Genomic DNA, 14,783 nt, shown 5'->3' on the forward strand with positions numbered 1-14,783 from the left:
CCTGGTGGAACGGCAAGCCACTCGACCGCCGCCACACCAGCCACCTCGCCCGACTCGAACTCAGCCTCGCCGCGTAGCCGAATGGGCAACAGGGTCGACGGTCGCGAACGGGCGCCCGCCCTCGGCGACATTGCGGCGGGCGAGGTCGATGGTGCGCTGCGCGAAGTCCATGGGGGTCCTTGGGAGTTCTGGAGGTTCTTGGGGGTCCTTGGGGGGGGAGGAAGCGGAGCCACCCGGCCGGCGGACCGATGGCGGGCGGGAAAGCGGGGCGGGCCGGCGACGGGGAAGGGGAAGGGGAAGGGGAGCCGGTCCAGCGCGCCCCGGCTCGTGTGACCGGCGGGGATCAGAAGGGCCTGGTCGGCAGGTACTTGCCGTCCAGGGTGATCACCGCGCGCTCGCCGCCCTCGGGGTCGGCGACCTTCTTCACGTCCAGCTTGAAGTTGATGGCGGAGATGATGCCGTCCCCGAACTGCTCGTGGACCAGGGCCTTGAGCGTGGTGCCGTACACCTGGAGCATCTCGTAAAAGCGGTAGACGGTCGGGTCGGTCGGGACGCCGCCGGGGATCGATCCCCGGGTCGGGATCGTCTGGAGCAGGAGCACCGCGTCGGCGTCCAGGCCCAGCAGCTCGCCGACGGCCTGCGCGGCCGGCTCGGGCAGGGCATGCTGGCCGAGCACGGCTGCGGTGGTGAAGGCGGGCGACAGGCCGGCTTCGTCGGCGATCTGCTGCCAGGTGAGGTTCTTGCGGGTCTTGGCCTCGACCGCGGCGGCGGCCAGGGCCTGACGGGCCGTGGGGTCGAACTGAGCGTGCACCATGAGCTTTTCCTTCTCGGGTTCAAGGTGGGGGGAACAACCGGTCCGCTGCGATACGGCAGGGCCGGAGCACGGGGGGCGAGATCGGTGGTCAGGCCGCGAACGCGGTGCCCTGTCCGGCCGAGCCCAGGGTCTCGACGCCTCCGGTGGCGATGTCGAAGACCCAGCCGTGCAGGGTGAGGGTGCCTTCGGCCAGCGCGTGGGCGACCGAGGGGTGGGTGACCAGGTTCGCCAGCTGGGCGAGCACGTTCTGGCGTACCAGAGGCGCGACCTCCCCGCCGGCGGCCGTACGGGCGCGGGCGGCGTCCGCGTGCCGCAGCCACTGGGCGACCGCCGGCGCGGCGCTCAGGTCGTGGTTCTCGGCCAGCGCGGTCATGGCGCCGCAGCCGGAGTGTCCGCACACGACGACGTCGGACACCCCCAGCACGGCGACGGCGTACTCGATGCCGGCCGCTACCGCGTCGGGGCCCGGGGTGTAGGCCGGGACAAGGTTGCCGGCGGTGCGGACGACGAACAGCTCGCCCGGCTCGCTGGCCGTGATCAGCTCCGGGACGACGCGGGCGTCGGAGCAGCCGATGAACAGCGTGTGCGGCGTGTGGTTCTCGGCGAGGTGGGCGAACAGGTCCGCCTTGACGGGATGGACGTCCCGCTGGAAACGCGTGACGCCCTCGGCGAGATCGCGCATGGGTCCTCCCTTCTGTGAGGGTTCCGGTCTGTCGGGCTCGGTGAATCCACCATGCATGACCAGTGCCTATAGAGTCCAAGAGTGAATACTCATGCAAGCCATTGTTCTCATCTATAGTTCATTCCATGGCCCTCGAACTGCGTCATCTGCGCTACCTGCTCGCCGTGGCCGAGCGCGGGAGCTTCACTCGCGCGGCCGAAGACCTGCGCATCTCCCAACCCACCCTGTCCCAGCAGGTCAGACAGCTGGAGCGGACCGTGGGGGTGCAACTGCTGGACCGCACCGGCCGCAGCGTGCGGCTCACGGACGCAGGCGAGACGTACGCGCGATACGCCCGCCGGGCACTGCGGGACCTGGCGGTCGCCCAACGCGCCGTCCAGGACGTCCAGGACCTCTCCCGCGGCCACCTGCGCCTCGCCGTCACGCCGACCTTCACCGCCTATCTGGTGGGCCCCCTGACCGCCGAATTCCACAGCCGCCACCCCGGCATCACCCTGGACGTCAGGGAGATGACCCAGGACCGCATCGAGTCGGCCCTGCTCGCCGACGACCTCGATCTCGGCATCGCCTTCGCCGGTCCCCATCTGCCCGGCATCACCGCCGCCACCCTGTTCACGGAGACCCTCAGCCTCGTCACCGGCGGTCACCACCCCGAAGGCGGCCACCCCGGGCCGCTCCCCATTCAGGAACTGAATGAGCGTCATCTCGCATTGCTCAGCGGTGACTTCGCCACGCGTGGCCACATCGACGCCCACTTCGCGGCCCACCGGGTGCGGCCGCAGATCACGGTGGAGACCAACTCCGTGCAGGCCCTCATCGAGATCGTCCGGCGCACCCCGATCGCCACCGTGCTTCCCGACGCCATCACCCACGGCCACCCCCACCTCAGTCCCGTCCTCCTGGAACCGGCCCTGCCCGCCCGCACCGTCGCCCTGCTGCGACGCGGGAGCGGCTACCAGAGTGCCGCCGCCCACGCCTTCACCCGCCTCGCCGGCGATCTCACCGCCGCCCGCGGCCACACCGATGCCCGGCGGTGAAGGTGTCCGGCGTCCCCAACGTGCCGGGCAGGAAGAGGCCAGGTAGTCGCGGACTGCTGAGGGCGGAGCGAGCCACCGGCAGGAGGAACCCAAGGAGCTATCCGCGGGGACCGGCCACCGCCTGGATCCTGCGTGCGGCCTCCCGATGGCGGCGGAGGGTCTCGTCGAGTCCGGTGATGCGGAGCTCTCCGTTCTCGACCAGGAAGCGTCCGCCCACGATGGTGTGCCAGGCCCAGGTGGGGCCACCGTGGAACAGGGCGGTGACCGGGTCGGCCAGGGCCCCGGCGTAGGGGAGGGTGTCCATGCGCCACACGGCGAGGTCTCCGCAGGCGCCGTGGCGCAGAACGCCGATCTCCGTGTCGCGCCCGATGGCACGGGCGCCGCCGCGGGTCGCCATCCACAGGGCTTCACGGGCCGGCATGGCATCGGCCGTACCGCCCCGCAGGCGGGCCAGCAGCATGGCCGTTTTGGTCTCCATCCACAGGGACTGGTGGTCGGCGGCGGTGGCGCCGTCGCAGCCGATGCCGACGGCGATGCCCGCGTCGAGCATCTCGCGTACCGGTGTGGGGCCGCCGGGCAGACCACCGCCGATGACGGTGGAACTCGGGCAGTGGGAGACTCCGACACCGCGCCCGGCGAGCAGCGCCATCTCGGTCGTGGAGGGGTAGACGACATGAGCGCACCAGGTGCGCGCGGTGAGCCAGCCGAGGGCGTCGAGGACCTCCAGCGGACGGCGGCCGTAGCGGGCTGTGACGAACCTGTGTTCTTCGGGGTCGTCGGCGACGTGCGTGTGGAGGCGGTCGGCGAGCTCGGCCGTCCTGGTCATGGTGGAGGGGGTGCAGCTGAGCAGGTTGGTGGGCCCGAGGGCGATGCGGATCATCGCGGACGGAGCGGGGTCGTGGTGTCGGGCGACCAGTCGTTCGCAGTCCGCGAGGTAGGCGTCCTCGTCCTCGGCGAGGTGATCGGGACAGATGCCGCCGTCCCGTTCCCCCAGGGTCATCGTGCCGCGGACGGCGGTGAATCGCAGGCCCAGCCGGGCGGCTTCGTCGATCTGGGCGTCCAGGAGCCCGGGCTTCGGATGGACGTAGAGGTGGTCGACCGTCGTGGTGCATCCGGACCAGGCGAGTTCGGCCATACCGACCGCGGTGGACAGCCGGACGGCCTCTTCGTCCAGTCGGGACCACATGCCGAAGTAGTGCCAGAACCACGCCTCCAGGCTGCCGTCCAGGTCCGGCCGGTCTCCGGAGCGGGTGAGGTTCTGGTACAGATGCTGGTGGGAGTTGACCAGTCCGGGGGTGACCAGACAGCCGCTCGCGTCGACGACCCTCAGGGAGGGAGGCGGCGGGTCGGCGGCGGTTCCGAGGCCGGTGATCACACCGCCGGTGACGGCGACCCAGCCGCCGGGCAGGTCGCCCAGGGCTTCGTCCATGGTGACGACCAGGTCGGCGTCGCGGATCAGCAGATCGGCGGCGGTCACGCCTCCGCCTCCGGGTAGTCGTCCAGGATGGCGAGCGCCGCGGCGGTCGCGGCGGCCGGGTCACCGGCGCGCACGGCGTCGAACAGCGACGAATGGAAGGGGTCGTCGCCGGCGTCGTCCATGCACTGGTTGGCCTTGACGGTCTCCCACAGGGCGTCGCTCAGGTTCCGGTAGAGGTCGCTGAGCAGCGGGTTCTGGGACGCCTCGGCGATGCGCAGGTGGAAGTCGACGTCGGCGTCGGTGAAGGCGTCCACGTCCCCGGCCCGGCGTGCGGACCCCCGGCGTTCCAGGGCGTCGCGGAGTGCGGCGAGGTCGTCGTCGGTGCGCATCGTGGCGGCGAGGCGGGCGGCGACGATGTCCAGGCCGCGGCGGACCTCGAGGATGTCGGCGGTTCTCGCCCGGTCGAAGTGCCGGCGCAGCGCGACCTGTCCCTCGTCGGTGGCGGTGACGTACGTGCCGTCGCCCTGGCGGGTGCTGAGCAGTCCGGCGTGGACGAGGACCCGGACCGCCTCGCGGATGGAGAGCCGGCTCACGCCGAGGGTTGCGGCGAGTTGGTCCTCCGGCGGTATCCGGTCTCCGACCTGCCATGTGCCCCGCGCGAGTTCTCCGCGCAACTCATTGATCACGGTGTCGACGATCGACACTCGTCCGACGCGTTTCATGCACCCCTCTTCCCAGTCATCTGATGACTTGATAACCATATGACTCTCCAGGGACGGAGTTCCAGCCCTTTCACCGACTCGAAGGGGGTCGCTGGCATGACCCACGCCCTGTTCACCCATATACGTCCCCATGGCGGCGATCCTCATGACGTCCTGGTGACCGACGGCCGCATCGCGGCCATCGGTCCCGCGACCCGGCCGGAAAACTGCGTCGTCGTCGACGGCGGTGGCGCCCTTGCCCTGCCCTCCCCCGTCGACGCGCACATCCATCCCGACAAGTCGACCTGGGGCCGGCCGTGGCTGAGCCGCAAACCCGCCGGCACGCTCCGTGAGCTGATCGCGGACGACGTCGCCGTCCAGCGCGCGATGACCTCTCCGGTGCACGAACGCGCCGGTGCCCTGATCGCCCGCGCCGTCAGCCGCGGCACCAGGGCGATGCGCGCGCACGCCGATGTCGCACCGGTCCACGGCCTCTCCCACGTGCAGGAGATCCGCTCCGCCGCCGCTCCGTTCGCGACGGCGATGGACCTGCAGGTGGTGGCCTTCCCCCAGCTCGGCCTCCTCAGCGAGCCCGGTACCGCCGACCTGCTGGAGCAGGCCGTCAAGGAGGGCGCCGACATCGTCGGCGGCCTGGACCCGGTCGGCATCGACGGTGACCTGCACGGACATCTGGACGTGCTGTTCGGCATCGCCGAGCGCACCGGCGCACCGATCGACATCCACCTGCACGACCGCGACCGTACGGGCCTGGACCAGATCGCCGAGATCACCGGCCGTACCCGGGCCGCGGGCATGCAGGGAAAGGTCACGATCAGCCACGCGTTCTGCCTGTCCGACGGTGACCCCGCAGAGCTGGAGCGCACCGCCGACCTCCTGGCCGACGCGGACGTGGCGGTGACCACGTGCGCGCTGGGCAGCGAGCCGGTCGTGCCCCTCCGGCCGCTGGTACAGCGGGGCGTGCGGGTGGCCGCCGGTTCGGACGGCGTGCGGGACGCCTGGACCCCGTTCGGCGACGGCGACATGTTCACCCGCGCGTACCTGCTCGCGTACCGCACCGATGCCCGCACCGACGAGGAGCTGGCGGCGTGCTACGCCGTGGCGGCGCACGGCGGCGCGGACGTCATGGGCCTGGAACGGTCCGAGCTGCGGGTCGGCGACCCCGCCGACTTCGTTCTGCTGGCCGGGGAGTCCGTCGCCCAGGTCCTCGTCGACCGGCCGCTGCCTGCGATGGTCGTGCGGGCCGGGAACGTCGTCGCCCGTGACGGGCGCCTCGAGAAGGCCGTCCGGTGAAGCGCCGCCGGCCGGCCCTGCTCACCGGCGGACTCGCGCTCGCCCTGACTGCCTGCGGCACCACGGCGCTCAGCGGGCGACAGGCGTCCAGCACCACGGCAGACCTCGCCACCACCACCGCGTCGGCCGCCCACGGCGTGGACCGGATCACCTGGAACCTGCCCTACGAGCCCCAGACGCTCGACCCGATCCGCTCCTTCAACTACGCCGAGAACACCGCGCTGGCGAACATGTGCGAGAGCCTGATGCGGCTCACTCCCGACCTGAAGATCCGCCCCGGCCTGGCCGAGAAGGCAGCGAACCCGACCCCGACCCGGTGGGTCTACACCCTGCGCAAGGACGTCAGGTTCTGGGACGGCCGCCCGATGACCGCCGACGACGTGGCGGCCAGCCTCAACCGCCACCTCGACCCGGCGCTGGGCACCTGGTGGAGCGACTACTTCGAGACCGTCGACGCCATCAAGGCGACCGGGCCGTACCAGGTCACGGTGGACCTCAAACAGCCCGACGTGCTCTTCAACCAGGCCATGGCGACCGCCGCCGGTGCGGTCGTGGAGAAGGCGTTCCTGGACAAGGCCGGAACGAACCTCGGCTCTCCCACCGGCGGCCTCATGTGCACCGGACCCTTCGAGTTCGCCGGCTGGAAGCCCGGCGACTCCCTTCGGCTGGCCCGCAATGACGGCTACTGGAACAGCGAACTCAGGGCAAAGTCACGGACCTTGGTATTCCGTTTCATCGCCGACGAGACCACCGCGGTCAACGCCCTGAGGTCCGGCGAGGTCGACGGGCAGTACTTCTACCTCCCCCCTGCCGGGCTCAGCCAACTGCGCAACTCCCCCACCGGCTCGGTCACGCTCGGCCGCTCCCTCACCTTCTGGGCCCTGCTCGGCGCCGCCAGGTCCGGCCCGTACGCCGACCCGCGCGTGCGCGAGGCGCTGTCGGCCGCCCTCGACCGCCCGGGAATCGCCCGGGTGATCTTCCAGGGGGCCGCCGCCCCGGAAAGCACGTTGGCCAACTCCGACTACTGGGGCTATGCCGCCGACACCTTCCGCACCGCACACGACGCTCTGCCCGCGGCGCGCCCCGACCTCTCCCGCGCCCGGCGGCTCCTGAGTGCCGCCGGCAAGCCGTCTCGTCCCCTCACCATCGGCATCCAGGGCAGTTCGGCGGTGCACGAACAGACCGCGAGCATCATCAAGGCCGCCGGTGAGGACCTCGGGCTCCACGTCACCATCAAGGTCATCCCGGTCGAGCAGTACGGCAACCTCTACAACGACCCCAAAGCCCGTGAAGGCATCGACGCCTTCCTGAGCACCTGGTACGGCAACATGCCCGATCCCCTCGACGTCTACCGGGTCTTCACCAAGGGCGGCCGGTCCAACTTCGACGTCTACCCGTCCGTGGACGGCGCCGTCAGACAGGCACAGGCCGCCTACGCCCCCGGGCGGCGGGCCGCGCTGGTCAGCGGAATCCAGGCCGCCGTCAGCCGGGACGTGCCCTGGACACCCATCACCTCCCTGCCCGTCATCCTCTACATGAACAAGCGGATCACCGGAGCGGTCCCCTCGTTCTCGTACCTGTACTACCCCTGGGCCGCCGGGATCGGTGCGCGATGAGGTGGCCGGTATTCCTGGCGCGGCGGCTGGCCGCGCTCGCGGCGGTCCTCCTGGTGGCCTCGTTCCTGGTGTACGGGCTGCTCTACACGGTCCCCGGCGGTCCGATGGCGTTCCTGCTGGGCAACCGCAGCGGCAGCCCCGAGCAGATCGCGGCCATCCGCCACCAGTACCACCTCGACGAGCCGTTCCTGACCCGCTACTTCACCTGGCTCAGCGACGCGCTGCACGGTGACTTCGGTCAGTCCCTGGTCTACCGCCAGGACGTGTCCGCCCTGATGTCCACGCGGCTGGCGACGACGGGGCTGCTCGTGCTGTACGCCACGGTGATCATCGTCGTCGCGGGCGTCGCCCTCGGCCTGCTCGCGGCACTGCGACGGGGCCCGGTCGACGCGGCCGTCTCCGTGGTGAACAGCGTCTTCCTGGCCACCCCCACCTTCGTCGTGGGCGTGGTGCTGGTCGTCGTCTTCGCCCTGGGTCTGGGCTGGTTCCCCGTCTTCGGCCCCGGAACGGGTCCGGGAGACCGGCTCTATCACCTGACGCTGCCCGCCATCGCGCTCAGCCTCGGCAGCGCGGGCTTCCTGGCCCGTATCACCCGCGCCGCGGTGGGCGAGGAGTTGCGCCGCGAACACGTGGAGACGGCGCGCAGCCGCGGATTCACCGAGTCCCACATCGTCCGCCGGCATGTGCTGCGCAACGCGTCGATCCCGGTCGTGACCGTCACCGGCCTCACCGTGGCCGGCCTGATCGCGGGCTCCGTGGTCGTCGAGAACATCTTCGCGCTGGACGGGCTCGGCTCGCTGCTCGTGCGGGCCATTCTCCAGCGGGACTTCGCCGTGGTGCAGGGCGTCGTACTCGTCCTGGTCATCGCGTTCGTCATCGTCAACCTGGTGGTCGACCTGTGCTACTCGCTCATCGACCCCCGTCTGTCTCCCAGGGAGTCGGCATGAAGGCACGCCTGGGCCCCACGGGTCTGGCCGCAGTGGTCCTGCTCACGGTCGTCGCCGTCGTCAGCGTCCTCGCGCCGCTGCTGGCCCCCTACGATCCCCACCGGCCCGACCTCTACAACGCGCTGACCGCAAGCACCGACAGCCACGTGCTCGGTGGTGACGCGCTCGGCCGGGACATCCTGTCGCGGCTGATGTTCGGGGCCCGCACGACGCTGCTGGGCCCGCTGATCACCATCGCGCTGTCCACCGTGGTGGGCACCACGCTCGCCCTCACCGCCGCCTGGTCCGGAGGCCGGGTCGACGCCGTCATCTCCCGGCTGCTCGACGTACTGTTCGCCGTGCCCGGCATCGTGTTCGCCCTGGTGACGGTGGCCGTGCTCGGTCCGGGTATGACCGGGGTGGTCATCGGTCTGGCCGTGGCCTACACGCCGTATGTGGCCCGCGTCGTACGCAGCGCGGCGCTGCGGGAGCGCAGCCTTTCCTACGTCTCGGCCGCCTGGCTCCAGGGCCGATCGGCCGTCGCCATCTGCGGGCGGCATCTGCTGCCCAACCTGCGCCCGCTGATCGTCGCCCAGTCGGTGTCGGCGCTCGGCTTCGCGATCATCGACCTGGCCGCGATCTCGTTCCTCGGACTCGGTGTGCAGCCACCCGCCGCCGACTGGGGCCTGATGGTCAAGAACGGACTGGACGGCGCGATGCGCGGCCAGCCGATGGAGGCCGTCAGCGCGGGCCTGCTGATCGTGATCGTGGTGGTCGCGGTGACGGTGCTCGGCGACCGGATGGGTGCTCAGCAAGGCGGTGCGCGATGAGCAGGGATCTGCTGGTCCTGGACCGGCTGCGGCTCGAGGTTCCGGCCGGACGCAGGGAATGGCGGACGCTCGTCGACGACGTCAGCCTCACCGTCGCCCCGGGCGAAGCCGTCGGCCTCGTCGGCGAATCCGGCTCCGGCAAGTCGATGACCGCCCGGTCCGTCCTACGGCTGACCCCGCCCGGCACACGGCTCAGTGGCCGGATCTCGTTCGACGGCACGCCGGTCCTCGACCTCGGAACGCGTGAGCTGCGCGCCCTGCGGGCGCGGCGGATCGCGATGATCTTCCAAGACCCCCGGGCACACATCAACCCGGTCCGCAGCGTCGGTGACTTCCTCACCGAGGCGCTGGTCACCAACCTGTCGGTACCCCCGAAGCAGGCGCACGCCAAGGCCGTCCGTCTCCTCGCCGACGTCGGCATCACCGACGGCGAGCGCCGGATGCGGCAGCATCCCCACGAGCTGTCCGGCGGACTGCTGCAGCGCGTCATGATCGCGTCAGTGCTGGCCGCGGAACCCGACCTGGTGCTCGCCGACGAGCCCACGACCGCTCTGGATGTGACCACCCAGTCGGAGGTGATGGCCATCCTGGACGAACTGCGCCGGGACCGCGGCATGGCCATGGTGCTGATCACCCACGATCTCGAACTCGCCGCGGCGACCTGCGACCGCATCGGCGTCATGTACGCCGGACGGATCGTGGAGGTGCAGTCCGCCGAGGCGCTCACCGAGTCGCCCCGACACCCCTACACCCGAGGCCTGTTGAAGGCCCGCCCGAGCATCGACCGGGTCGTCCGTCCGCTGCCCGTCGTCCCCGGCCGGGCGGTCGCGGCCTACGAGGCGGGCGACGGCTGCGCCTTCGCCCCCCGCTGCGCGGTCAGCGCACCGGAGTGCTCGACCGCCCGCCCCCCGCTGCGCGCGGTGGGCGGCACCCACGTCGCCTGCATACGAGAGGAGGAACCGTGACCGAGATCCTGGTCAGGGCCGAGGGACTGCGCAAGGTCTACGGGAAGGGCGCCGTCGCCGTCGACGACCTGTCCTTCACCGTCGCCCGCGGTGAATCGCTGGCCGTCGTGGGCGAGTCGGGCTCGGGCAAGACCACCGTCGCCCGCATGCTGCTGGGACTGGAAACCCCTACGGCCGGCACGGTCAGCATCTGCGGACGCCCGCGGAAAGGCCGAACCGGCTCGGCCGAGCGGCGCCGCCGGGCCCGAGAGATCCAGATGGTCTTCCAGGACCCGTACTCCTCGCTGGACCCGTTGCAGCGCATCGGGGACGTCATCGAAACCAGCCTCGCTCTGCACTTCCCCCTCAGCGCCCACCAGCGGCGCAGTCGGGCCCTGGAGCTGCTGGAGGCCGTGGGGCTGACCGACCGGCACGCCGTGATGCTGCCCCGTCAGCTCTCCGGCGGACAGCGACAGCGCGTCGCCATCGCCCGCGCGATCGCCGTCGAACCACAGGTTCTCGTGCTGGACGAGGCGGTCGCGGCACTGGACGTCTCCGTACAGGCACAGATCCTCAACCTGCTGGCCGACATCCGCGAGCGCAGCGGCATCAGCTACGTGTTCATCTCGCACGACCTGGCGGTCGTCAACCAGATCAGCGACACCGCGATCGTCCTGTCCGCAGGCCGCGTGGTCGAGCGAGGACCGACCCGGCAACTGCTGCGCGCCCCACAGGAGGAGTACACCCAAGCCCTCCTCGACGCGGTCCCCCGGCCTGGTTGGAAACCCCGGCGCCGCACAAGCGGCTCCGGCCCGGCCCCCGCTCCCCACTTCCTCCCCTCCACGTAACCGAAGGAGCATCACCATGTGTCTGAACCACCACGAAGCACCGCCCGCACAGCTCGCCCGGCGCGGTGTCCTCGCCGCCGCGATGGCACTGGCCGGCGGATCCGTGCTCGCCGGGGCGGGCGACGCGGTCGCCCGTACGCCGGAACGGGACACGCCCGGCACCGGCCCGGCACCGTCCGGCGGCACGCTCGTCATCGAGGGCGGCACCCTCCTCGACCCGCTGACCGGAGAGGTGACCGCCGACTCCGTCGTCGTCATCGTGGACGGCACCGTGCGGGCCGCGGGCAGCCGCGACGCCACCCGGCGTGCCCGCGCGGCGCTTCCGGCGGGCGTGAGCGTCGTCGCCGCGCACGGCCGATGGGTGCTTCCCGGCCTGGTCGACGCCCACATCCACCTCAACTCCGTCACCGAGGCGCGGACGGCCCTGCGCCGGGGGGCGACCAGCGTGCGCAGCGGGTCCACCACCTTCTACCAGGACATAGCCGTGCGCGAACTGGCCCGGCGTGCCCCGGGCCAGGTGCCGCGGATGCGTGCTGCCGGCATCTTCGTCACCCCGGACCTCGGCGACACGATCCTGGCCGACCCCCACCTCGCCCCGCTGGCCCGCCTCACGGACGGCGTGCGCTCGTCCGAGGCGCTGCGCCACGTGGTCGACGTGAACCTGGACCGGGGCGCGGATGTCATCAAGACCCGGGTCAACGACCGCGCGGGCGTGCCGGACCAGGACCCGCTGCGCCAGGTGTACAACCGTGAGCAGCTCACCACGGTGGTGGCAGCGGCACGGCGTCGCGGGGCCGGCGTGCTCTGCCACAGCTACAGCGCACAGGGCTGCCGCGACGCCGTCCTCGCGGGTATCCGCAGTCTGGAGCACGGGGTCTTCGTCGCCGAGGACACGCTGCACGAAATGCGGCGCCGCGGTACGTACTTCACCCCCACCCTGACCGCCATCGCCGGGCTGGTCGAATCCGACGACCCCGTACTCGCCGCGCGCGGGCGCGCGTTCCTCCCCGTCCTCCAGCAGGCCGTCCGCGCGGCGCACGAGATGGGCGTCCCGCTGGCGGCGGGAACCGACTCCGCCGGAGGGCAGGTCGATCCGATCGGCGGCGAGGTGGTGCTGATGCACCAGGCCGGCCTGACGGCCCTGGACGCGATCCGCACCGCCACCACGACGGCGGCACGGCTGACCGGACTGACCGACAGCGCCGGGCGGCTGGCCCAGGGCTTCCGTGGTGACGCGGTGCTCCTCACCGGCAATCCGCTGGAGGACATCACGACACTGAGGACACCGAGCGCCGTGATCAGCGAGGGCGTCGTCGTCAGCACCTGACGGCAGCCCCCGGGTGCGGGTCCTGGACCTCTCCGGTTCCGGACCCCGCACCTCTACGCCCTCGCAGCGTCACCACCCGCTGTCCACGCTGAAGGGGAAACCTCCAAGGTCGGGTAGTTAAGGCTTCGTTGGGGGATGCAAGCAGGTAGTCGGGGGCTTGTGTGCTGGCCGGAACGTGGGCAACGCGGCTCCGTTGAGACAGGTTGTCGACCAAGACGTCCTGTACGGAGCCGCGTTGTCCTCGTATTCTGCCTCTCCGCCCGCCCTGATGACACTTTCCCGGGAAATCACCGTGGCCGCGGGGCGATTCGCCGCCGGGCATCTGGGCGGCCTGACCCCGTTCTTGCCCTTCGAGCTGGTGGACGCCGTCCTGCAGGAGCATCGGGCACTCCAACGGCGGCTGCGGGACCTGCCGTCCCGTGTCGGGGTCTACTTCCTGCTGGCGATGTGCCTGTTCCCGGAGGTCGGATACCGGCTGGTGTGGCAGAAGATGACCTCCGGGCTCGGCGGCAGCGTGCCCGCGCCGACCGCGAAGGGGCTGCGGGATCTGCGCCGCAGGGTGGGGTGCGCGCCGATGCGGGCTTTGTTCGAGGTGGTGGCCGGGGCACTGGCCCAGCCGCACACGCCCGGAGTGCGTTTCGGTCCTTACCGTACGGTCTCCTTCGACGGTTGCAGCTCGATCAAGGTGCCTGACAGCGAGCGCAACCGGGGTTGGCTGGGGCGCTGTTCGCACGGTGGTTACCCTCAGATCGAGCTGATGACGCTGGTCGAGACCGGCACCCGGGCCGTGATCGGCGCGGTCTTCGGCCCCACCGCCGAGGGTGAGACCGCCTACGCCACCCGACTGCTGCACCACCTGAACTCCGAGATGCTGGTCCTGTGGGACCGTGGCTTTGACGGCAACGACTTCCTGGCCGCCGTGCACACTACCGGCGCCCGCGTCCTGGGCCGCATCACCCGGCGCCGCCGCCCGCCGGTCCTCCAGCAGCTGGAGGACTCCTCCTACCTCTCGGTCATCGGCACCGTCCCGGTCCGCATCATCGAAGCAAGGGTGAGCCTCACCTGCGCCGACGGGAGCACCTTCGAGGACTCCTACCGCCTGGCGACCACGCTCCTGGACGCCCGCCGCTACCCCGCCGAGCATCTCGTGCGCCTCTACCACGAGCGCTGGGAACACGAGAGCGCCTACTACGCCCTGCGCCACACCATCCTGCACGCCCGCGTCCTGCGCTCACACGACCCGGCCGGCGTCGAGCAGGAGATGTGGTCCCTGCTCACCCTCTACCAGCTCCTGCGCCGCACGATGGTCGAGGCAGCGGAGTCCCGGCCGGGCACCAACCCCGATCGATGCGGCTTCACCATCGCCTTCCAGAGCGCCCGTGACCTGCTCATTCGTGCGGAAGGAATCACCGAGCAGCGGCTCGGGGAGATCGGCCACCGACTCCTGTCGGCCCTGCTGCCCGCGCGCCGCCTCCGCGTCAGCACCCGCAAGGTCAAGTCCCCCATCTCGCGCTACGCGGAACGCAAGATGGACGGCCGCCCCGATGACAGCCGGGCCGTGACCTCGATGACCATCACGACCCTTGCACCACCACCCGAGCCGCCCTTGCCCGCGACGACCATCCCGCAGTACGCCGGGCCCGGCCGAACCAGCAACCGCATGACCCGCGTCCTGGACCTCCTGCAGGCAGAACCCGGGCGCCAGTGGCGAGCACGGGAGATCGCCGAACTCCTCGGCGACGTCACCCTCGTCGCCACCTACCGACAACTCGCCCGCTGGACCGAGAAAGGACTGATCAAAAGAGTCAGGACCGGCCGCTACACAGCCGCCCCCACCGGCCGCACCGTCCCGCTTGCATCCCCCAACGAAGCCTTAACTACCCGACCTTGGGGAAACCTCACGCGGTGGTACCCCCTGTCACCAGGACAGGGGGTACCACCGCGTTCATTTTCAGGGCAGGAATTCCCAGAACGGGCCGTCAGGCGCGAAGTTGCGAGAACTCAACGTCACGTCCTCACCCCTGAGATAAGCCAGCAACCACTCGCTGAACGTCATCTCATAGAGAGTCCACGCCGGACTGTCGAACTCCTGGACCACCACGCGCCAGGGCGACGAGGGATCGTCGGGAACACGAAGGAAAACCGCCTCGCCCGTCGTGGCCGTCGCCACCGGCATCAACTCACCGGGGTTCGCCCCTACCGGACTGGGCAGGAACTCCGCCATGTCCTCCTCGCGCCCAACGTCGCTTCCGTAGTGTGATCTTGGTCGGGTAGGGTTCTGATCTTGTGGCGAGTGGGCACATAGCTGGTGAGACATACCCCGAGCGGAC

General features: G+C 70.8%; 12 protein-coding genes and 2 pseudogenes. 9 read left to right on the plus strand and 5 right to left on the minus strand.

Translation table 11 applies throughout. The annotated features are described in order from the left end of the window. Positions 1–96: 96 nt before the first annotated feature. The 3 genes and pseudogenes from ACWD5Q_RS33735 to ACWD5Q_RS33745 form a co-directional block, all read right to left on the minus strand. Positions 97–171 (minus strand): annotated as a pseudogene (locus ACWD5Q_RS33735) (nucleoside deaminase); the annotation flags it as partial. Positions 172–343: 172 nt separating this feature from the next. Beyond that, the gene (gene cynS, locus ACWD5Q_RS33740; protein WP_451430889.1) at positions 344–814 is read right to left on the minus strand and encodes a cyanase; all 471 of its coding nucleotides are present in this window, start codon (positions 812–814) and stop codon (positions 344–346) included. Positions 815–902: 88 nt separating this feature from the next. After that, complete coding sequence (locus tag ACWD5Q_RS33745; RefSeq protein WP_451430890.1) at positions 903–1,496, minus strand: carbonic anhydrase; 594 nt, start codon at positions 1,494–1,496, stop codon at positions 903–905. A 125-nt stretch (positions 1,497–1,621) separates the two neighbouring features. Between ACWD5Q_RS33745 and cynR the strand changes: the two genes are divergently transcribed. Then, a complete protein-coding gene (cynR, locus tag ACWD5Q_RS33750) occupies positions 1,622–2,533 on the plus strand; it encodes a transcriptional regulator CynR (protein WP_451430891.1) in 912 nt (303 codons plus the stop codon). A 97-nt stretch (positions 2,534–2,630) separates the two neighbouring features. Here cynR and ACWD5Q_RS33755 read toward each other — a convergent pair whose 3' ends face one another. Further along, entirely contained in the window at positions 2,631–4,010 is a 1,380-nt protein-coding gene (locus ACWD5Q_RS33755; protein WP_451430892.1) for an amidohydrolase family protein, read from the minus strand. Next, a complete protein-coding gene (locus ACWD5Q_RS33760) occupies positions 4,007–4,672 on the minus strand; it encodes a FadR/GntR family transcriptional regulator (RefSeq protein ID WP_451430893.1) in 666 nt (221 codons plus the stop codon). The genes ACWD5Q_RS33755 and ACWD5Q_RS33760 overlap by 4 nt, the downstream gene beginning before the upstream one ends. Positions 4,673–4,768: 96 nt before the next feature. Here ACWD5Q_RS33760 and ACWD5Q_RS33765 point away from each other — a divergent pair, with 96 nt between their 5' ends. The 8 genes and pseudogenes from ACWD5Q_RS33765 to ACWD5Q_RS33800 form a co-directional block, all read left to right on the plus strand. Then, a complete protein-coding gene (locus ACWD5Q_RS33765; RefSeq protein WP_451430894.1) occupies positions 4,769–5,962 on the plus strand; it encodes an amidohydrolase family protein in 1,194 nt (397 codons plus the stop codon). Beyond that, positions 5,959–7,578: an ABC transporter substrate-binding protein gene (locus tag ACWD5Q_RS33770; RefSeq protein WP_451430895.1), complete on the plus strand. Its 1,620-nt coding sequence runs from the start codon at positions 5,959–5,961 to the stop codon at positions 7,576–7,578. Before ACWD5Q_RS33765 ends, ACWD5Q_RS33770 begins: the two co-directional genes overlap by 4 nt. Next, positions 7,575–8,525, plus strand: a complete 951-nt coding sequence (locus ACWD5Q_RS33775) for an ABC transporter permease (protein ID WP_451430896.1) — start codon at positions 7,575–7,577, stop codon at positions 8,523–8,525. Before ACWD5Q_RS33770 ends, ACWD5Q_RS33775 begins: the two co-directional genes overlap by 4 nt. Then, positions 8,522–9,334, plus strand: coding sequence for an ABC transporter permease (locus ACWD5Q_RS33780; protein ID WP_451430897.1), 813 nt, complete (start codon positions 8,522–8,524; stop codon positions 9,332–9,334). Before ACWD5Q_RS33775 ends, ACWD5Q_RS33780 begins: the two co-directional genes overlap by 4 nt. Further along, positions 9,331–10,299, plus strand: a complete 969-nt coding sequence (locus tag ACWD5Q_RS33785; protein ID WP_451430898.1) for an ABC transporter ATP-binding protein — start codon at positions 9,331–9,333, stop codon at positions 10,297–10,299. Before ACWD5Q_RS33780 ends, ACWD5Q_RS33785 begins: the two co-directional genes overlap by 4 nt. Next, positions 10,296–11,126, plus strand: a complete 831-nt coding sequence (locus tag ACWD5Q_RS33790; RefSeq protein WP_451430899.1) for an ABC transporter ATP-binding protein — start codon at positions 10,296–10,298, stop codon at positions 11,124–11,126. Before ACWD5Q_RS33785 ends, ACWD5Q_RS33790 begins: the two co-directional genes overlap by 4 nt. A gap of 16 nt (positions 11,127–11,142) precedes the next feature. Then, a complete protein-coding gene (locus tag ACWD5Q_RS33795) occupies positions 11,143–12,453 on the plus strand; it encodes an amidohydrolase family protein (protein WP_451430900.1) in 1,311 nt (436 codons plus the stop codon). 268 nt (positions 12,454–12,721) lie between these two features. Continuing rightward, a pseudogene (locus tag ACWD5Q_RS33800) lies at positions 12,722–14,341 on the plus strand (IS4 family transposase); the annotation flags it as partial. Between the last annotated feature and the right edge of the window lie 442 nt (positions 14,342–14,783).

Source organism: Streptomyces sp. NPDC002513 (assembly GCF_053595355.1).